The organism is Rhizobium sp. BK212 (assembly GCF_014197475.1).
Taxonomy (GTDB): Bacteria; Pseudomonadota; Alphaproteobacteria; order Rhizobiales; family Rhizobiaceae; genus Rhizobium; species Rhizobium anhuiense.
This window is the reverse complement of the sequence record NZ_JACIFS010000002.1, coordinates 238,126-257,438: the sequence shown is the minus strand read 5'-3', so window position 1 is coordinate 257,438 and position 19,313 is coordinate 238,126. Positions and strand designations below refer to the sequence as shown.

Below are 19,313 nucleotides of genomic sequence, written 5' to 3'. Positions count from 1 at the left end.
CCAAAGGTCCGAGCGTGAGCGCTTTACGTGCCGGCGGTTCAATGCTGATGTGGTCTCACTTCGCAGGCACGACGAGGGTCTCTCCCTTGCGGACGATGTAGGTCGCCAGTTCCGACGCCTTGCCACTGCCGATGTTCTTCGCCGAGTGAACGACGCCTGATGGAATGAACAAGGATTGGCCGGCTTTAAGGGTCACCGGCTCTGCGCCTTCGAGCTGGTATTCCAATGTTCCTTCAATGACGAATGCGATCTCTTCGCCGGGATGCGAGTGCTTGGGGGCGAGAACGCCGGGAGCAAAATCGACGCGGACCTGAATAGCCTCGTGGCCGGGCACGTCAATATCGTTCCTGATGAGATCGGTGCGCTGCAGCGGCTGTTCTGCCTGCGCTGCTGCTGCGCCGCCGAGAACAAGGGCGAGTGCGATAGCCTGGATCATTTTCATCGTTGCATCCTTCTGAATTGACCATTTTCGGCTCATCGGCCGCATCGGTATTTCAGTCGATGATTGAACCAGGGATGTGTCTGGAAACCCCCATTTTTGTAAGACAGTGTATCTGCAGGCCTATGCTCCTGCGAGGACGGGACTTTTCTTACGCGAAGCGGATCGCGGTTCTCGCGCGCGCCTTCGCCGCTACTTCCTCGCGGTCGCGAGGCGGTTGAGACGTCTCCAGTGAATCGAGCAGTTCGCGGGCGCAAGCAGCGATCGAACCGACCGCGCGTTCGAACGCAACCGCGTTGCGCTTCGACGGCTTGGTCGCTCCGCTCAGCTTGCGTACGAACTGCAGCGCGGCCTCATGAATCTCCTCGTCCGTCGCTGGCGGATCGAAATTGAACAGTGGTTTTATATTTCGGCACATGGCTTGCTCACGGTCATTTCTCTTTGCCACCGAGGGAGCGTGGCCCGGCATAAAAACTAGTCGCACGAGCGCGAATTGCAACCGACCATGGGAACTTCCCACCCAGTGATCCCTTCGCGGTGCTCGCAAGCTGCCGAAACCACACGTCCGCCAGCAGCAATGAGCTCATCGCTCAAGCCGCCGACGAAGACCCCGGCGCTTTCAACCTAACCCCTCCCAGCGTCGCAATATCAGTCACCCCACCCGACGATTCAAAGTCGAAGATCTTCTGCGTCACCAGGGCGGCGGCACCCCTTGCCCAGGAATTGTCTTCCCAGTCGGGCAAAAGCGGTGGCGCGGTCCTGAAGGTTCGGGCGGCCAGCGCCTCGCGCAGCGGCACCAGGAAAGGATCGCCGAGGGAGACGGCTTCGCCGCCGGCGACGATGACTTCGGGATCGGTGATGTTGACGAGATTGGCAAGGGCGGTGCCGATGCCGCGGCCGGAATCGGCGACGAGGGCGAGGGCGGTGGGGTCGCCTGATGTGAGCGCCTTGCAGAGTTCTGGCAGATCGAGCTCGTCTCGGCCAGTTGCTTCCCGCCAGCGCCTTAGCATCGAAGCTTCGGAGTGATAGGCCATCAGGCAGCCGCGCTTGCCGCATTCGCAGAGCCGGCCGTTCTCTTCGAAGAGGGTATGGCCGAACTTGCCGGCCGCTCCATTTGCGCCGCGATAGAGCTTGCCGTCGATGACGAGCGCGCAGCTGATGCCGACGCCGACGGCGAGGACAGCCATGTTGCGATGTTGGCGGCCGAGCCCGAAGAGTTGCTGGGCGATGGCATAGGCGTTGGTATCGTCTTCCAGCCAGACCGGGACATGCACGCGGTTTGCGACCAGCGAGGCGAGGGGGACGTTGTCCCAGCTGAAGCGGTGGCTGCGCACGCAGGCGGTCTGTTCGTGGTTGAAGACGCCCGGCATGGAGATGCCGATGCCGGCGAGCTTGGCGTTGGGACGGCCGGCGAGCTTCACCAGTTCCGGCACGGTACCCGCCAACAGGTCGGCGACCTTCTCGGGCTCATGGCCGTCGAGGTTTACCCGCATGGCGGCGATGGGGTTGGTGGCGAGGTCGGTCGCCACGCATTCCACCGAATCCACCATCAGCTTGAAGCCGACGGCAAGCGCGTGTTCGTAGTTGATATCCACGGGGATCGGTCGGCGGCCGGTGAGGCCGGGCACGGTCTTGCCTTCGACGACGATGCCTTCCTCCAGCAGGTCTGAAACAACGAAGGTCACGGCCGCCGGGCTCAAGCCGATGACGGTGGCGATGTCGGCGCGACTCCTCGGTCCCTCGCGCCTGAGGAGGTTGAGGATGAGGCGTCGGTTCATGGCTCTCGCCGTGGTTTGGTCGCCTTTGAGCTTCACTTTGCATTCCTTAATTTTGTAAATTAATTATTGCGAGCTGCAAAGATCTATGCATAAGTTCGGCCGCGGATCAACTCAGCCAGGCGGATTATCGCTGGAATTGGGGTGGATCGCAGCGTTGAAAGCCTGGTCGGTCGTTTCATGGAGGAGGCGGCGGTCGGGAGATGTCGATCGATCAACTGGGAGGAATTCAATGGCATTTTCAAAGCAATTTCCGTCAGCCACCCGCAGGAGCTTCCTGAAGGGTGCGGGCATCGTGTCTGCCGCTGCGGTCACCGGCAGTTTTCCAATTCCCGCGATCGCGCAGGCCCAAGAGGTCACGATGATCTCGGCCGAAAACAATGGGGCCGCGCTCGATGCGCTGAAGGCAATCGCCGCGGGCTTCAGCAAGGAAGCCGGCGTCAACGTCGTCATCAACAATATGGATCACGAGGCCCATAAGACGGCCATCCGCAACTATCTCGTCGCCGGCGCGCCTGATGTCTGCTCCTGGTTTTCCGGCAACCGCATGCGCGCCTTCGTCAAGCGCGGCCTGTTCGACGACATCTCCGATCTTTTCGAGAAGGAAAAGTACAAGGACGTGCTCGGCGCGACGGCGGGGGCCGTTACCGAAGACGGCAAGCAGTACGGCCTTCCCACAGGCGGCACGCTCTGGGGCATGTTCTACCGGAAGGATGTGTTCGAGCAGCATGGGCTGACCGTGCCGAAGACCGCCGAGGAATTCATGGCCTATGGCGACAAGTGCAAGGCGGCAGGCATTACGCCGGTTGCGATCGGCACCAAGGAATTGTGGCCGGCTGCCGGCTGGTTCGATCAGATGAACCTGCGCATCAACGGCCTCGACAAGCACATGGCGCTGATGAATGGCGAGATGAGCTATCTCGATCCGTCGCTGACGGCCGTGTTCGACCAGTGGGAAGCGATGATATCAAAGGACTTTTTCACGGCCAACCATACATCCTTCGGCTGGCAGGAGGCCGCGGCGCTGCTGGCGCAGAAGAAGGCCGGCATGATGAACTTAGGCGCCTTCCTGCGCTCGGCCTTCACCGCCGACGATCTGCCGCAGCTCTCCTATGCGACCTTCCCGGTGCTCGACGCCAAGGTCGGCCACTTCGAAGAGTTTTCGGTCAATTCGATCCACATTCCGGCGAAGGCCAAGAACAAGCAGGGCGCGCGCGAATTCCTAGCCTATTTCTACAAGCCTGAGAATCTGGCGGCCTATCTGGAGCCGGGCGGCAACGTGCCGCCGCGCCACGACCTGCCGCCCAGCAAGGACCCGCTGGTCAACATTGCCGTCGAGACGATGAAAACGGTAGAGGGCACGTCGCAATATTACGACCGCGACAGCGACCCCGACATGGCGCAGGCCGGCCTCGTCGGCTTCCAGGAATTCATGGCCAAACCCGAACGGCGGAAGGCCATCCTGACGCGCCTCGAGGGCACGCGTAAGCGGATTTACAAGATCTGACGTCGGCCGCTCGTCCTGGCGTTCATGGTTGCCCCTCACCCTCACCCTCTCCCCGTTTTGACGGGGAGAGGGGACGTGCCCTGCGAGAAGTGTGCGGGGGGCGGAGGGGTTGCGGCTTCGTCTCTTCGCCCCGCGAGCGTGGGTCCGAAGGACGGGTCGAGACCCGTGGCTCGACCCCGCTCGGTGGCGGCAGCCGGATGAGGGGCAGCCCGACCAGCGCAGCCCGATGAGGGGCAGTTCGCCGCTTGCTTTTGTCGTAAACGAGGCTCCTGAAATGCAGACATTATGGCGCCGCCAGCGTTGGTGGCTTACCCCGACTTTGCTCATCGCGCCGGCGATATTGCTGTTTTTCACCGTCATCCTGCTGTCGGCCGTCCGGAGCGTTTGGATCAGCCTGCACGACTGGGACGGCTTCGGCCCGATGGTGTGGATCGGCTTCGGCAATTACGTCGAGCTCTACGACGATCCGCAATTCTACGTGTCGCTGAAGAACAACCTGATCTGGCTTGTCATGTTCATGGCGGCACCGCCGCTCGGCCTCGCTATCGCGCTGCTGGTCAATCAGAAGATCCGCGGCATGCGCTTTCTGAAATCGCTGTTCTTCATCCCGCTGGTGCTCGCCTCGGTCACCGTCGGCGTCGTCTTCACCTGGGTCTATACGCCGGAATTCGGGCTGCTCGCGCTGATCTTCAAGGCCTTTGGAGCTACGGCGCCGGCGGTTCTCTCCGACGAGCATTTCGTCACCTTCGCCATCGTGATTGCAGCACTCTGGCCGCAGATCACTTTCTGTATGGTGCTTTATCTCGCAGGTCTCAACAATCTCAGCGAAGAGCTGATCGGGGCCGGCCGTGTCGACGGGGCGAGGGGCTGGAACATGCTGTGGCACATCGTGCTGCCGCAACTGACTCAGGTCACCTTCATCGCCATTGCCGTCACCGTCGTCGGCGCGCTCAGATCCTTCGACATGGTGTCGGTGATGACAAACGGTGGTCCGTTCGGCTCGTCGTCGGTTCTCGCCTACCAGATGTTCGAGCAGTCGATCTTCTCCTATCGCTTCGGCTACGGCGCCGCGATCGCCTCCGTGCTCTTCGTGATCATGGCCGCCTTCATCGCCTGGTACCTCAGCCGCATCATCCGCACCGAAGAAAGGGGAGGCTGATGTATCCTCGTCCTATTCCCGAAGCCGCCGTCTGGCAGCGACGCTTTTATGTGCTCGCCGTCGTCATCGTGCTGCTGCTCTGGCTCTGCCCGCTGTTTGCGATCATCCTGACCTCCTTCCGCACGACCGAGGATGTCATGGGCGGCAATCTGTGGGGATGGCCGACCGGCATCGGCGTGATCGACAATTATACTGATGTCTTCACGCAGACGCCGATGGCCCGCTACTTCCTCAACAGCCTGATCATCACCGTTCCCTCGGTGATCGGCGTCCTGGCGCTCAGCACACTCGCCGGCTATGTGCTGTCGCGGTACCGCTTTCCCGGCAACATGCTGATCTTTGCGCTGTTCGTCGGCGGCAATTTCCTGCCGCATCAGATCATGATGATCCCGGTGCGCGACCTGATGGTGCAGCTCGATCTGATCGACACGACGGCGGCGCTGATCATCTTCCACGTCGCCTTCCAGACAGGCTTTGCGACACTCTTCATGCGCAATTTCATCGCGGCACTTCCCGACGAACTGTTCCAGGCGGCCCGCGCCGAAGGCGCCTCTCCCTTCCAGACGCTCGTGCACGTGGCGATCCCGCTGGTGCGGCCGGCACTGGCAGCGCTTGCCATCCTGATCTTCACCTTCATCTGGAACGACTATTTCTGGGCCGTGGTGCTGACCGTCAGCGACAGCGTCAAGCCGGTCACGGCAGGCCTTGCCAATCTGCGCGGCGAATGGGTCTCTGCCTGGAACCTGATTTCGGCCGGCACGATCGTCGTCGCCGTGCCGCCGGTCATCATGTTCTTCCTGATGCAGCGGCACTTCATCGCCGGCCTGACCATGGGAGCGGTGAAGGGATGATCCAGCACTTCGATTTTCCAGTTTCAACAACAGAGAGCCAGGACGCATGACCAGTCTCGAACTCCGTGAGATCAACAAGAATTATGGCGCCTATCATGCGCTGCGCGGCATCGATCTTTCCGTCGCGCAAGGCGAGTTCATCGTCATGGTCGGCCCCTCCGGCTGCGGCAAATCCACGCTTTTGAAATCGATCGCCGGCCTGGAGGCGATTTCCTCCGGCCAGATCCTGATCAACGGCCGCGACGTCACCAAGCAGGAACCGGGCGACCGCGGCATCGCCATGGTCTTCCAGTCCTACGCGCTATATCCGCACATGACGGTAGCGGAGAACATGGGCTTCGGCCTGCGCATGGCCAAACGGCCGAAGGCCGAAATCGAGGCGGCCGTGGCACGCGCCGCCCAGATCCTGAGGATCACCGACCAGCTGGAGAAGCGGCCGAAGCAGCTTTCCGGTGGACAGCGGCAGCGCGTAGCGATCGGGCGAGCGATCACTCGCTCCCCCGACGTCTTCCTGTTCGACGAGCCGCTGTCGAACCTCGATGCGGCGCTCAGAACCCAGATGCGTGTCGAGCTCAGCAGCCTGCATGCGGAACTCGGCGCCACCATGGTCTATGTCACCCACGACCAGGTGGAGGCCATGACCATGGCAAGCCGGATCGTCGTCTTGAACCAGGGGGTGATCGAGCAGGTCGGCTCTCCGCTGCAGCTCTACCGCAACCCCGACAACCTCTTTGTCGCGGGCTTCCTCGGCGCGCCCAGAATGAATTTCCTCGGCGTCACCGTCGACGAGGTGTCCGGCCGCAATATCACGGTTTCGGCGCCCGGCCTTGTGCCGGTGACGGTGGAACTGGCGGAGGCGACAGCGCTGGCGAAAGGCGCCAGCCTGACGCTGGGTGTGCGGCCGGAGAACATCTCGGTGGTCGCCGACGGCAGCCAAGGCGGGGCGATCAACGGTCAGGTCCGGCTCGTAGAGCATCTCGGCCGCGAGACCATTCTCTATATCGACGCCGGCAATCTCAGGACCGTCGCCTCGGAGAGCGGCACCGGCAACATCACGGTGCAGCTCAGCTATGTCGCGCCTTTTGCCGCCGATCAGAACGTCGCGCTGAAGCTCGACGCCAGCGAACTCTATCTCTTCTCGCCCGATGGCGGACGCACGATCAGCGCCCGCAAAACCATCCTCGACAGATAATCACAGGAAACCCCACCGTGTCCGACAAGACCCTCTCCGTATGGAACCCCGTCAAGACCGATCGCTTCCTCGTCGGTGCGCCGCACTATCCCGAGCATGTCGACGAAAGTTATTGGGAGCGCGACGCCGAGCGCATGGCGAAAGCCGGCTTCAACGTGGTCAGAATGGCAGAATTCGCCTGGCACATTCTCGAGCCGAAGCTCGGCACCTACAATTTCGATCTGTTCGACCGGGCGATCGCCATGCTCGGCCGCTACGGCATCGACACGATCATGTGCACGCCGACGGCGACGCCGCCGCGCTGGCTGACCGTGGCCCATCCCGAGATACTGAGGGTCGACGGCAAGGGCCGGCCGATGAGCCATGGCTCGCGCCAGCACTGCGACACGGCAAGCCCCGTTTTCCGCGAGCACAGCAAACGCATCACCAGGGCGATGGCCGAGCATTATCGCGGCAATCCCCATGTCGTCGGCTGGCAGACCGACAATGAGCTGAACACCAGCATGCCGGAGAGCTTTTCCCAAGCGACGCTCACCGAATTCCAGGCCTTCCTCGCTGGCAAATACCGCGAGATATCAAAGCTCAATACGGCCTGGGGCGGTGATTTCTGGGCGACGGCCTATGACAGTTTCGACCAGGTGGTGCTGCCGATCGAGTTCGGCCCGACCTTCCCGAGCCCTGGCCATCTGCAGGATTATCACCGCTTTCTCGCCTTCTCGACGGCGCGTTTCCAGCATGACCAGGTGGAGATCCTGCGTGCCGTCAAACCATCCTGGTTCGTCTTCCACAATCTCGGCGGCTTGCGGGATATCGACTTTCGCGGCCAGTTCTCCACCGATCTCGATTTCGTCGGCTACGACATCTATCCGATGCTCTATGACGAGTTCCAGCGGCTCGGCAATCACGCCAAGGTTCAGGCGCTGCACCTCGATATCTGCCGAGGCTTCTCCGGCAATTACATCGTGCCCGAGCAGCAGTCGGGTTTCGGCAGCCAGCCGGGCTTCTGCACGCTGACGCCGGAGCCGGGCGAGTTGCGCCGTATGGCGCTTTCCTCGGTTGCTCATGGTGCTGACGGCCTGATGTTTTTCCGCTGGCGGCCGGCCCATTTCGGCGCCGAGATCTATTGGATGGGCATCATCGACCATGACGATATCGGTCGCCATCGCTATGAGGAGGCCAAGCGCTTCGCCACCGAGATGACGGCGCTAGCGCCCAAGATCCTAGGCACCTATGTGCGTATGGATGTCGGCATTGCCGGATCGGACTTCGATAATCAGGAAGCCCACAAGACCTATCCGATCGGCCTGCCAAGCCCGCAGGACGATGCGATCCTGCTGCACCAATACTGCTATGACCGCGGCATTGCCTGCGGCTTCATTCATCCCGAGGACGATCTTTCCAGGCTGAAGCTCTTCTATGTTCCGCACTGGGTGATGTGGAAGGACGAATGGACGGCCAGGCTCGAAGCCTTCGCCGAAGCAGGCGGCACCGTCGTCATCGGCGCGCGCACCGGCACCCGCAACGAAGACAACCACGTTATCCGCGAGACGGCGCCCGGCACTGCGCTTTCCAAGCTGACAGGCGTGCGCGTCGAAGATTTCGGCCGTCTGACAGCCCCGGGCGCCAACGGCCTCTTCGACGTGATGGAGCGCTCCGGCGGCCTCGTCATTCCGCCGAACAAACCGGCCGAAAGCAACCGCCGCCAGCGCCGCTTCAAGATCGGCAACCGTGAAATGACGGCCGGCCATTTCTACGAAAACCTCACCATCGACCCCGACGTCGAGGTGATCGCCGCCTGGTCCAACCGCTACGCCGAAGGCCAGCCGATGGCAACCTCCCGCAAGGTCGGCAAGGGACAGGTCATCTATCTCGGCACCTATCTCACGCCTGATCTGACCGAGGCGCTGACCGAACGCCTCTTCGCCCCCGCCGGCATCGAGCCGCTGGTCGGCGGGCTGCCGGAGGGTGTTGAGGTGACGATGCGGATGAACAAGGAGCGGCGGCTGCTGTTTGTGCAGAATTATACGGATCAGGCTGTGACGGTCGGTGGCGTGCCGGCCGGGCGGGATCTGCTGGATGGGGAGAAGAGGGTGACGGGAGGGCTGGAGCTTGACGGGTATGGGTGTGCGATTGTGGAGTTGGAGGGGTGAGGTTGCGGCATATTGAATGGCGGTGACGGAAAGTGGACCCGCGTGTTCAACAGGCGGTGTACCTGACCGCACCTGGGCACAAGTGCAGAATCTCGTTCGAAAGACCAGTTGCCTTGAAAACTAAGGCAACTGACCATCGATCGTGGTCAATCCGCAAAATTACAGGCTATCTATAAAGGCGCGTTGGATAGCTACCCAATCGTCAGGATATGGTTCTTGATCTTGCTGATGCTCCGCCTGGTACTCACTTCAGCCCTGAAGTTTCCAGTATTTCGTCATCTCATCAACCCAGGCATGCGGGGGTGCTGGCAGCTTGACCTCACGATCAATCAGTTGCCCCAGCCAATTTGAAGCCGATCAAATCGAACCTCGCTCAACGGCTGGCCGGAGGGACCGAGCCTTACCGAATGAAGAACGAGACGAAGCTCGGGGGAATAGTATTGTTCGAAAATAATCGGAGGCAATCCCGTCAGTTCCAGACGGCTGTTGATGGCCCAAACTTTGTAGGAACAAGATGCAATAGTTTCCTCTCCCAAGCCGTCGAACCTAATAAAAGTAGTGCCCGAAACGGATTTTTTGCCATTGATGAAAAGCGTAGTGTCGGATTGCCAGTTTTTCTTCTGTGGTAGATCGTCCAACGCAATCGCATTCGCGTATTTCAGCTCATGCGTCCCGTTGGGACCAACTCTCTTTTCGACGAGCAGGGGGTGCAAATATACGGCCGACACCGGCTGCAGTGAACGGTTACGCTCCACCAGCTTTTGTTCGGTGAGACCCGGACCGTTCGGCTTGTAGAATACGGAAAGGAAAGGCACTTCTCTGGTTAGCAGTACGCCCTGTTTGGTCTGATTGGCGGTTAAGCAATTGCCAAAGGCTGATGCCGCCAATGTTATTCCAACCAGTAGCGACAAACTTCTTAGCAAGATCGACATCCCAGATTCCAACTCATCCAAGTCCGCTACCATGGTGCTTGGGTGAAATTGGGGAGATCGAAGTCGCCGGCCCGGACCTTGCCCAACAACCTGACCGAACTTGGCCTGATCGACGAATATCATCTACCTGCACCCGGTCGTGGTGGGGCAGGGCAAGACCTATTTCGCGGGGCCTCGCCCTCCGCGCCAGTCGAAAATCCATTCACCATGCCAAGACACCCGCGATAAACCCTAATGCCACAACCCCACCTCCAACCCGCCTAAACACCCGTCTTTTCCGCTAGCTGCCCCCTCCACTTCAACCTTCCTTAAACGCCCGCCCCATAGCGTAACCCCTCAAATCGAGGGTCCTTTTCCATGTTCACCGTTCTGACGTGCGTCACCGAGCAGCATAATCTCACGCTGGTCGGTCTCGCGGGTTTGATCTGCTTTCTTGCCAGCCTTTGCGCGATGGTTCTGCTCGATCGGGCGATGTCTTCCGATGGCGCTGCCCGGTGGGTGTGGATCGGGACGGCGGGGGCGGCTGGGGGTTTCGGGATCTGGGCGACGCATTTCGTTGCGATGCTGGCCTATGATCCAGGTGTCGTCGTCGGCTATCATGCCGGCTTGACGCTGGTTTCACTGCTGGTCGCGATCGTCGCGACGACGGGCGCGATCGCGGCCAAGATCGCCTATACCAGGTGGACGGCGAATATTCTGGCGGGCGTGCTCTTCGGCGCCGGCATCGGGTCGATGCATTTTTCTGGAATGCTCGCCATCGAATTCCCGGGAGCGATCTCATGGGATAGCGGGTTCGTGACGGCCTCGTTCACCCTCGGCATCGTCTTTTCGGTCGCGGCCTTTCGGTTTGCGGTCAGGGACGAGCGGTCGCTTCTCGGCGGGCTCGCGCCGACGCTTTTGTTGACATCAGGTGTCGTCGCGCTGCATTTCACCGCGATGGCGGGTGTCACCGTCACGCCTGGCATTGTGGCGCTCGATCCCGCGACGCTGCTTTCGCCCGCGATCATGGTGGTGACGATCGCCGCCGTCACCTTTTCGCTGCTGGCGGCGGGTTTTGCGGCGGCCATTTTCGCCGTGCGCTCGGAGGCCAAGACCGCCAAGGCGGAGCGCAATTTCAAGCTGCTGGTGCAGGGCGTCACCGACTACGCCATCTATATGCTCGATCCCGACGGCAAGGTCAGCAACTGGAATGCCGGGGCCGAGCGCGCCAAGGGCTATCGCGCCGAGGAGATCGTCGGCAAGGATTTCTCGCTGTTCTATTCGGCGGAAGATCGCCGGAACGGCCTGCCGCAGCGGGCGCTCGCGACCGCCCGCACCGAGGGCAAGTTCGAGGCGCAGGGCTGGCGCTATCGCAAGGACGGCTCCTCCTTCTGGGCCTATGTCGTCATCGACCCGATCTACGACGAGACCGGAGCGCTGATCGGCTATGCGAAGATCACCAAGGACAACAGCAAGCAGAAGGCGGATGCCGACCGGATCGAGGAGGTCAGCCGCAATCTCGATGTCGCGCTCGAAAACATGGGGCAGGGCATCTGCATGTTCGCCGCGGATGAGCGCCTGGTGCTGTGCAACAAGCGCTATCTCGAAATCTTCAAATTTCCCGAAGGGTCGGTGCGTCCGGGAATGTACTACAGGGAGATCGTCGAGGTCGGCTATGCCGCCCACGCCGAGACCCCGGCGGAAGCGGCGGCGCGGGCCGAGGCCCATTACATCAGGAACATGGCGCTGATCCGGGGCGGGGCCGGCAGTGCGGTTCACAAATATCCAAGCGGCATCTCTATCCAGCAGAATGTCAACATCCTGCCAAACGGCGGCTGGGTCGTGACCTTCGAGGATATCAGCGATCGCGTGAAATCCGAGGAGCAGGTCGCCTTCCTGGCCAAGCACGACGCGCTGACGGGCCTGCCGAACCGGCTGGAGTTCGGCGAGTGCGTCTCCGAGGAAATGATGGTCGCCGACCGGATGAGGGGCAGGGTTGCGGTCATCGGTATCGATCTCGACAAGTTCAAGGAGGTCAACGACCAGCATGGGCACGGCACCGGCGACTTGGTGCTTGTCGAGCTGACGCGCCGTCTCGGCGAGGCACGGCAGGAGGGCGAATTCATCGCCCGCTTCGGCGGCGACGAGTTCGCCGCGACCAAGCGCTTCGACGATCTGAGCGCGCTCCACGATTTCATCGGCCGCCTGGAAGGCGCGCTGACCGGAATGGTTTCGGTCGACGGCTTCGAGATCAAGACCGGCGCCAGCCTCGGCGTCGCCATCTATCCCGGCGATGCGGAGAGCGTGGACGGGCTTCTCGCCAATGCCGACCTAGCCATGTACCGGGCCAAGCAATCGCTGCTGCAGAAAGTCTGCTTCTACGAGGCTGCCATGGACGAGACCGCGCGCCGCCGTCGCGCGCTCGCCAACGATCTCTGGGCCTGCATCGACCGCAACGAGCTTCATCTGCATTATCAGGTGCAGAAATCGGTGCGGACGGGAGAGATCACCGGCTATGAAGTGCTGCTGCGCTGGCGCCATCACGAACGCGGCAACATCCCGCCCATGGATTTCATTGGCCTTGCCGAGGAATGCGGCGCGATCCTGCCGATCGGCGAATGGGTGTTGCGGGAAGCCTGCCGGGAGGCCGCAGGCTGGAACAGCGGCCACAAGATCGCCGTCAACCTCTCGCCGATCCAGCTCGGCCATGCCGACATGGCGGCCGTCATCGCCAGCATCCTCCTGGAGACCGGCCTCGATCCGCGACGCCTCGAAATCGAGATCACCGAAAGCTCTATCATCATCGACAAGGACAAGGCCCTGCGCACCATGCGGGAGATCAAGGCGCTCGGCGTCTCGATCGCGATCGACGATTTTGGCACCGGCTACTCGTCGCTGGAGACGCTGCGCGCCTTCCCCTTCGACAAGATCAAGCTTGACAAGAGCTTCATGGCCGAGGTCGAGAGCAACGCGCAATCCAAGGCGATTGTCCGGGCCATCCTGGCGCTCGGCCGCAGCCTGGAGGTTCCAGTGCTCGCCGAAGGCGTGGAGACGCAGGCGCAGCTCGATACGCTTTTCGAAGAGCAATGCGACGAGGCGCAGGGTTACCTGCTCGGAAGGCCGCAGGCGATGCGCGAGGCGGTGGCTGAGAAGGCGGCTTGAGGCATCGCCACGGCGTAGTGTTTCATGAGAAAAAAAGAGCATCTCCGTACTGAAACAAAACGGAAATGCTCTCTCGTAGTTTAGTGCGGAGCCATACTTGTCAGCTCCACACTGCTCGCACCTGTTTATAGCCTATTCCTCGGATGTCTCCGGCGCGGCGTTCTCCAGCGAGGCGCGGATTTGATCGATCTTCCCGTTCGCCTCGCCAACCCCGAGGATTGACTTGGCTTCGGCCAAAACCGCCGGGCTGACCTGGCCGGTTTTCGTTGCGGAAGCCAATGCGTCCTCCAGCGCCTCGTCCCCTAATAGAGGGTCATCGGCGGCGGGCTCGATGCCATTGTCGAGTTCATACTGGGCATAAGCCATGGCATAGGCCGCGATGGCGGTCATGCGCGGGTCCGACGTATGCATCAGCGCCCTGTAATTTCGCTTCAGGGAGTTCAGGCCTGCCATCTGCGCCGACAGGTTCTTTTCTTTCGTGACGGTTTTGGTCCCATCAGCCTTCGCGGATTTGGACTTGCTTCCTGCTTCGGTGGATTTGCCTTTCACGCCTGAGGATTTAGAGCTGCCATGGGTTGAACCGCTACCCTGGTTGCCGTTGCCGTGACTGCCGCTATTTCCGTTGCCGCCGCCATGACCGCCCCCGTTGCCACCACCATTGCCCCCACCGCTCCCACCGTCTTTTGCCAGCGCGGCAACGTCGATCCCGGCAATCGTAGCCGGGCTTGCTGCAAGAGCCAGCGAAAGCACGGCCAAGGACGCTAAGGTTGCTATCCGCATCATTTTCCTCCGAGTCAGATCATCAAGTGCGGTGCAACTGCACTGCATAGGGAGATGTGAGAGGTTAGACGCTGATTGCGTATCGCACATCGGCACGAGGTCCGACGTCGGTGGGGACTATGGTCCTAAACAAGTTGAAATATTTGATAAATCCACATCGTCAGCCAGGTTGGCTGATGTGGCGACACGCCGTGAAGAGGGAGTAGGTGCTCGGCGTGGCTGAAGCAGCTGAACACCGGACGATCTTTTACCGGAACTTGGAGCCGGCGATCCGCCGCCGGTGGATTTTTCGCAGTCGGCCGGAAGCTGAGACATCGCAGATTGTCAGAACCAAGGGTTGCGTACGCAGCGTCCTTTGGATGGAGGGCCTTCAAACGTGTCCGTGCCGTCGAAATGATCGACAGGCAGATCCCGAACGAGAGGCGGCGGCGCAATCACCCCAGACGTAAATCAATAAGCGGATGTAACTTCTTCAGGTTCGGCAGAGACTTAGCTTGCCAGGGATATTGATTGGTGCCTTTGATGACGAGCAGGAGATCGCCCATCTTTCTGGCTTCGATCGTCAGCTTGGCCAACAGATTTATGCCGGAGGAATTGAGGAACTCGAGACCCGTCAGGTTGAACGTCACCTGTTTGTGCCCCTCATGGAGCAGACCCGAAATCAATGAATAAATGGGCGCATAGGCGTCCGGTCCGGCCAGCCGGAATACGCCGTCGAAATATACCTGGTTTCTTTCCGCCCATACGCGGAAGTTTTCGTCGCTGATTTCCATTCTTCGCTCACAGATTGGAGGAGGGCGGCATCGCCACAGCTGCAGTCGTCGTCAGTATGATACGCTGGTCATTGTTCTCTTCGAATGCCCAAGCCATTTTTGCGTCGTAGTCGCTCAGAAGGGTGAGCAATCCCAAGCCCGAACCGCTCGTTGCCGATATGGCGTTGGTTTCGATTTGCTCAAGAAGAAGTTCCCCGGGATCTTTCGATTGGAGGCGATGCAGCAATTGCTGGAAGCGGGACGATGTCACGCCATCGATCGTGTTCTTGACCCTTATCAAAAAGGCTCCGTCGAATATGCCGGCTTCAATGAGGATCTCCCCAGGTTGTCGAAACTTGACGGCATTTTCAATCAGCTCATTGCTGAGATATCCGATGTCATGATGCGCCTGCGTGTAATCTTTCCTTGAACGTGAATAGGGCAGAGCCATGACTTCCGCTATGAAGTCCGCCGTCATTCCCGAGTGCTTCCATCCAAGCTGAAGAGGTCCATCGCTTAACGTGAGGCGAGTGGCCGAACCTAAGCTTATGCCCGCCAGAGATTCCTTGCCGTATACCGTTGGCGTCATTGTCTCACCTATGCCGCACTGCGAGAAGCGTGATGTCGTCGTAAATCTTCTGCGATCCGACAAAGCGCATCAATGCCGCTACAATTCCGGAAACGACTTTCTCAGCACTCTGATCCTTCAAGCGACGTGCTTCGCGGCAGAGACGTTCAATGCCAAAGAGTTCTCCCCCGTCGTTTGCTGCTTCTGTTACGCCGTCCGTATGCAAGAGTATGAGATCCCCCGTCGCGAACGCTATCTCACGGGTTTTGATGAACGCAGAAATATCGGCTTCCAGCCCGATCGGCATGCCCAGATCCATGGTGTCTATGCGCTCGACATCGCCGTTCGCCCGCACAATCACAACTTCCTCGTGTTGTCCTGATAGAATCATCTCTTTACCGTCGTAGTCAAGAAACGCCAGAGTGAGATGCTTGTCGATTTTGGTCCTGACGATATTTTTAAACAGGGCGCTGTTCAGGTCTGTGAGAAATTTGACGGCATCGGTGTTTCCGGCTTCCTGCAGGGCGCGGGCAACGGACTGAACCATCAGCATCAGCACGCCGCTTTCGAGCCCGTGTCCGGTGACGTCGCCGATGCCGATCTTCAACCGATTTCCGTTCTTCAATACGTCGTAATAATCGCCGCCGACTTCTTCGGCCGGCCTCATATAGGCGGCGATCTCGAGGGCTTGAAACTCCTCGAGCTCCTGATGCAGCGGAAGGACCATGAGCTGGATTCTCTCGGCGACGGCGAGCTCGGTTCCAAGACGTCGATTTTCTCGCTCGAGCTGTGCGTTCAGCGTCGAAATCTCTTCCTTTGCATCTTCGATTTGAGCAGTTCGCTCTTCGACGAGTTGCTCGAGATTTTCGGTGTGATAGCTGATCTGCTCAGCCATCCGATTGAATGCTTCGCCAGCCTCACCGACCTCGTCTTTGCTCGATATGGCCACCCTGACCGAATAGTCCTTCGCCTGAATCCGCTTGGCTGCATCTGCAAGTGCACTGATCCCGCCCGTTATTCGTTTCGAAGCCGCAAATACCGCGATCGTCACAACCAGCAGCGACAGTAAGATCGCGAGAATTTGGTAGAGCACGATCCGGTTCGTAGCCTCTGAAATCTTGGCCTGGGCCGCATAGAGCGAGGCTTCGATTTCTCGTTCGGGCACAACGACTCCAAGAGACATCGCCTCTTGCCGCACCGGGCCGCTGACCCAGAGATTGGTCGCAGGGAGTCTTTTGACGATAACGATATAGGGGACCTCGTTACCGTCCTGCTGCAACATCAAATGTTGGATGCCCTGTTCGCGGTCAAGGGCCAGTTTTGCGATCGCAGGCTGGGCGCTTCCCTTGAGGGAGCGCTCCAGTCCAGTCACTCCGGCTCCGCTCGCATCGCTCGCAGAACGCAGACCGAGAGTTTTTTCGCCCGTGCCGTTGATCGCCACAACATTTCCGTCGGACATTGCGAGAAATCCAAAGCCGGACTGGGCCACTTTCACATTTTCAACAGTCTGCGCGAGCTGGTCGAGTGTGATGTCCGCACCGGCCGTCCCGGCGACATCCTTCCTGTCGGCGGTCCACAGTGGCTGAAAGAAAGAAACGATCAGTTTCCCGGTAATGGCGTCCGTATATGGCGCAGTCTGTGTTATATCGTCCGCGACCGGCCGCGTTTTCATGTCCTTGGCCCAGCCCTGCCAGGACTCGTAAAGTCCGGGAAAAAAGAAGTCCCAGAAATTGGCCTCGTTGTGTCCGGGATAAAGGCGGTCGAAGGTCTGAGCCTGGTCGGTGTAAGGCGCCGTCCTGAAGATTGGTCGTTCTTTCGAGCCGATGAAATACATCTGCAGCTTCGAAGCACCGCGCTGCAGCAGGCTCGGCGCAACAAGGTCGAGAACCGCACTGGTCTGGATATCGCTCTGGACGTCGGGCCTTGGCTGATGGTCTTGTCCGAGCAAGTAACCCCAAACGCTCACAACCGAGGCGGAGCCCGGAGCGTTCTGAGACCAGTTCGTCTTTTGATCGTAGGACAGGCTGACGCTGCCGGGAGATGTGCGAGCGATCGCCGCGCCGACGTCGGAATTGCGCTCGGGATCATCGATCTGCGCCTGGAGCACCCCTGCCAAGGTGCCGACGTCGTTATGAACCTGCCGCAGGAGCAAACTTACCTGCGCCGCGGTCGAATCAGCATATGTGCGAATGTATTCCTGGCTTGCCGCTTCAAGACCTTGGCCGACTTCGAGGGTTGCGTCGCGCGACAGTCTCTGAACGTTCCAAAGCGCCAGTCCACCGCTGACCAGCAAGTCGAAGAGAACGGCTCCACCGACGACCAGGATGAACTTTGCCCGAAATGAGCCCAATCTTGCCGGTCTTTTCGATGAGCGTGCGTCCATCACAGCGGCTTTCGCCCGGAGGCCGCCCAGATGGGCCAGCCCGCATAACCCTTGGGGTGAAGAGCGGCAAAGGCATGGTCCTTGAATCCCTGCCGGAACCGGCGAATGAAATCTATTGAGTCGCCCCGCCGGACGGCCATCTCACCGGCGTAGACATTTTCCCAAGCTTCGATGACGTCTGCGAAGTCTTGGGGATCGCCGTCGAGGTTCGTTACCATAAAACAATCCACCTTGATGTTGTCGAAGCCTGCATCGGCAAGGAGATGGCGGCTTTTCGGCCCCATCTCGACATCCATGTCGAAGTGGCTGAACAGTTTGGCGACCTCCTCGTAAGTCCATTTTATCGTGTCAGCATGTGGCTCCCCAAGGCAATGAGAATTTTTTTCGTTGGTGATGTAGACGCGGCCGCCGGGCTTGCAGATGCGGTAAAGCTCCCGCAGGAGCATCTCGGGACGGTTGAAAATCTGCAGCGAATGACGGCAGGTCACAAAGTCGAATTGATTGTCTCGCAGCAACATTTGCGAGGCGTCGCCATAGGTGTACTCGATTCCCTGTAGATCGAAGTCGGTAGCGACCCTGCGCGCATATTCGAGGCTGCGCACCGAATGATCCAGCGCGACAAGGCGTGCCGGTTTGAATTCCCGTTGAACCAAGGCCGCGAAATCACCTATTCCACAGCAGATATCGGCGATGGCAAGACCGTTGCGCAGGCCGTGGCGCGGCAGCAGTTCGCGTTCATGTCGCCATGTCATTTTCGTCTGGGTGCGGAGGATGGGAATGAAAGTCTCATCCTCGACAAAGCTCTGGCCCGGATAGAATGCCGAATCGTAGACCTCGACCGACAAGTTTGGTTGTGATGCCGCAAGCGTTTGGAATAACGAGGTCGACCATGCCACCACGCTTGACGTAACGATGACGATCTTCCGTTCCGGCCTGGCCCGGCAGGTTGCCGCGAGGACATCCGACAGGGCAGAGAAGGCAGTCATGTTGATATGCGTCAGACGTTTGACGTTGAGGTAAACGACCCCGCCGTATTTTTCCAAACTTTGCTGCACCAGTTCGAGAGCATCGCCAATCTCAGCGGCACTTTCGGGCCGCATCTTGCCAGACAGCACCAGCTCCTGATTTGTCGGATCAAAATAAACCGTGAAAGGTCGCAGCAGCAGGTTCATCGGAAGTCCTCGGCCGAGGGGAAATCCGCAATGATTTGAATCCCTTGTCCGCCGTCTTTCTCAATTCGGATAGCGGCGCGGAATATTGTTGCCAAATCGCTGAGCAAAACCGTCCCATCGGATTTCATGACCAAGTATCCAGACTCGGTATCGGGGACAGGCAGATATTCGCCTGATCTCGCACTCGTTTGTTTGCGGCCAAATGCTTCCTCGCCGGGAAACGCAATTCTCAGCCGATTGAATGCTGCGCTCCGATAGAGACTGAAACGTATCCTTCCCAACTCACCCGTTGAACGGAAAGCGAGTTCAATGAGCTCGTTGGCTGCGACGGAAAGAAAGTTCGAATATCGAGCGGGATCGTTGTGACCCTGGCCGAGAATGTCGGAGAGATATTCCGTGATCCTGTCGCAAAACTGCCATCGCGATTTGAACATGGCGGTATTCATTTCCAGCGATACCATCGGCGCAAATGCATGGTCATCGAAGCGAGATGCTTCCTTTTCCACTACACC

Annotated in this window: 16 protein-coding genes and 2 pseudogenes; 7 read left to right on the top strand and 11 right to left on the bottom strand. The window is 59.7% G+C overall.

Translation table 11 applies throughout. The annotated features are described in order from the left end of the window. Window positions 1-55: 55 nt before the first annotated feature. The 3 genes from FHT79_RS06285 to FHT79_RS06275 form a co-directional block, all read right to left on the bottom strand. Complete coding sequence (locus FHT79_RS06285) at window positions 56-442, bottom strand: cupin domain-containing protein (protein ID WP_028758220.1); 387 nt, start codon at window positions 440-442, stop codon at window positions 56-58. 148 nt (window positions 443-590) lie between these two features. Continuing rightward, on the bottom strand, window positions 591-857 hold the full coding sequence (locus tag FHT79_RS06280; RefSeq protein ID WP_028758221.1) for a DUF2277 domain-containing protein: 267 nt from the start codon (window positions 855-857) through the stop codon (window positions 591-593). A gap of 172 nt (window positions 858-1,029) precedes the next feature. Continuing rightward, a complete protein-coding gene (locus FHT79_RS06275; RefSeq protein WP_028758222.1) occupies window positions 1,030-2,253 on the bottom strand; it encodes an ROK family transcriptional regulator in 1,224 nt (407 codons plus the stop codon). Window positions 2,254-2,446: 193 nt separating this feature from the next. Between FHT79_RS06275 and FHT79_RS06270 the strand changes: the two genes are divergently transcribed. From FHT79_RS06270 to FHT79_RS06250, 5 genes are all read left to right on the top strand, one after another. Then, window positions 2,447-3,721 (top strand): ABC transporter substrate-binding protein, encoded by a 1,275-nt coding sequence (locus FHT79_RS06270; protein ID WP_028758223.1) that lies wholly within the window; start codon window positions 2,447-2,449, stop codon window positions 3,719-3,721. 274 nt (window positions 3,722-3,995) lie between these two features. Further along, on the top strand, window positions 3,996-4,880 hold the full coding sequence (locus tag FHT79_RS06265) for a sugar ABC transporter permease (RefSeq protein ID WP_028758224.1): 885 nt from the start codon (window positions 3,996-3,998) through the stop codon (window positions 4,878-4,880). Next, complete coding sequence (locus tag FHT79_RS06260; RefSeq protein WP_028756795.1) at window positions 4,880-5,731, top strand: carbohydrate ABC transporter permease; 852 nt, start codon at window positions 4,880-4,882, stop codon at window positions 5,729-5,731. Before FHT79_RS06265 ends, FHT79_RS06260 begins: the two co-directional genes overlap by 1 nt. Window positions 5,732-5,777: 46 nt before the next feature. Further along, complete coding sequence (gene ugpC / locus FHT79_RS06255) at window positions 5,778-6,923, top strand: sn-glycerol-3-phosphate ABC transporter ATP-binding protein UgpC (RefSeq protein ID WP_028758225.1); 1,146 nt, start codon at window positions 5,778-5,780, stop codon at window positions 6,921-6,923. A gap of 17 nt (window positions 6,924-6,940) precedes the next feature. Continuing rightward, window positions 6,941-9,073 carry a beta-galactosidase gene (locus tag FHT79_RS06250; protein WP_028758226.1) on the top strand — a complete coding sequence of 711 codons (2,133 nt, stop codon included), beginning with the start codon at window positions 6,941-6,943 and terminating at the stop codon, window positions 9,071-9,073. A gap of 329 nt (window positions 9,074-9,402) precedes the next feature. On the opposite strand, the gene FHT79_RS06245 is transcribed toward FHT79_RS06250, so the two are convergent. Continuing rightward, window positions 9,403-10,005 (bottom strand): hypothetical protein, encoded by a 603-nt coding sequence (locus FHT79_RS06245; RefSeq protein WP_028758227.1) that lies wholly within the window; start codon window positions 10,003-10,005, stop codon window positions 9,403-9,405. A gap of 50 nt (window positions 10,006-10,055) precedes the next feature. Here FHT79_RS06245 and FHT79_RS06240 point away from each other — a divergent pair. Beyond that, window positions 10,056-10,189, top strand: a pseudogene (locus FHT79_RS06240) (dihydrofolate reductase family protein); the annotation flags it as partial. Between the two features lie 173 nt (window positions 10,190-10,362). Then, window positions 10,363-13,146, top strand: a complete 2,784-nt coding sequence (locus FHT79_RS06235) for an EAL domain-containing protein (protein WP_063475187.1) — start codon at window positions 10,363-10,365, stop codon at window positions 13,144-13,146. A gap of 132 nt (window positions 13,147-13,278) precedes the next feature. Here FHT79_RS06235 and FHT79_RS06230 read toward each other — a convergent pair whose 3' ends face one another. The 7 genes and pseudogenes from FHT79_RS06230 to FHT79_RS06205 all read right to left on the bottom strand — a co-directional run bounded on the left by FHT79_RS06230 (window position 13,279) and on the right by FHT79_RS06205 (window position 19,307). Next, on the bottom strand, window positions 13,279-13,926 hold the full coding sequence (locus FHT79_RS06230) for a hypothetical protein (RefSeq protein WP_183903078.1): 648 nt from the start codon (window positions 13,924-13,926) through the stop codon (window positions 13,279-13,281). A gap of 324 nt (window positions 13,927-14,250) precedes the next feature. Continuing rightward, window positions 14,251-14,361: pseudogene (locus FHT79_RS32050) on the bottom strand (GFA family protein); the annotation flags it as partial. Beyond that, a complete protein-coding gene (locus tag FHT79_RS06225) occupies window positions 14,361-14,699 on the bottom strand; it encodes a hypothetical protein (protein WP_028756789.1) in 339 nt (112 codons plus the stop codon). The gene FHT79_RS06225 and the pseudogene FHT79_RS32050, both read right to left, overlap by 1 nt. A 7-nt stretch (window positions 14,700-14,706) precedes the next feature. Beyond that, complete coding sequence (locus tag FHT79_RS06220; protein ID WP_028758184.1) at window positions 14,707-15,267, bottom strand: hypothetical protein; 561 nt, start codon at window positions 15,265-15,267, stop codon at window positions 14,707-14,709. 4 nt (window positions 15,268-15,271) lie between these two features. Beyond that, window positions 15,272-17,629: a SpoIIE family protein phosphatase gene (locus FHT79_RS06215; RefSeq protein WP_183903314.1), complete on the bottom strand. Its 2,358-nt coding sequence runs from the start codon at window positions 17,627-17,629 to the stop codon at window positions 15,272-15,274. Next, on the bottom strand, window positions 17,629-18,801 hold the full coding sequence (locus FHT79_RS06210) for a class I SAM-dependent methyltransferase (RefSeq protein WP_183903077.1): 1,173 nt from the start codon (window positions 18,799-18,801) through the stop codon (window positions 17,629-17,631). Before FHT79_RS06210 ends, FHT79_RS06215 begins: the two co-directional genes overlap by 1 nt. After that, on the bottom strand, window positions 18,798-19,307 hold the full coding sequence (locus FHT79_RS06205; RefSeq protein WP_028758187.1) for a hypothetical protein: 510 nt from the start codon (window positions 19,305-19,307) through the stop codon (window positions 18,798-18,800). The genes FHT79_RS06210 and FHT79_RS06205 overlap by 4 nt, the downstream gene beginning before the upstream one ends. Between the last annotated feature and the right edge of the window lie 6 nt (window positions 19,308-19,313).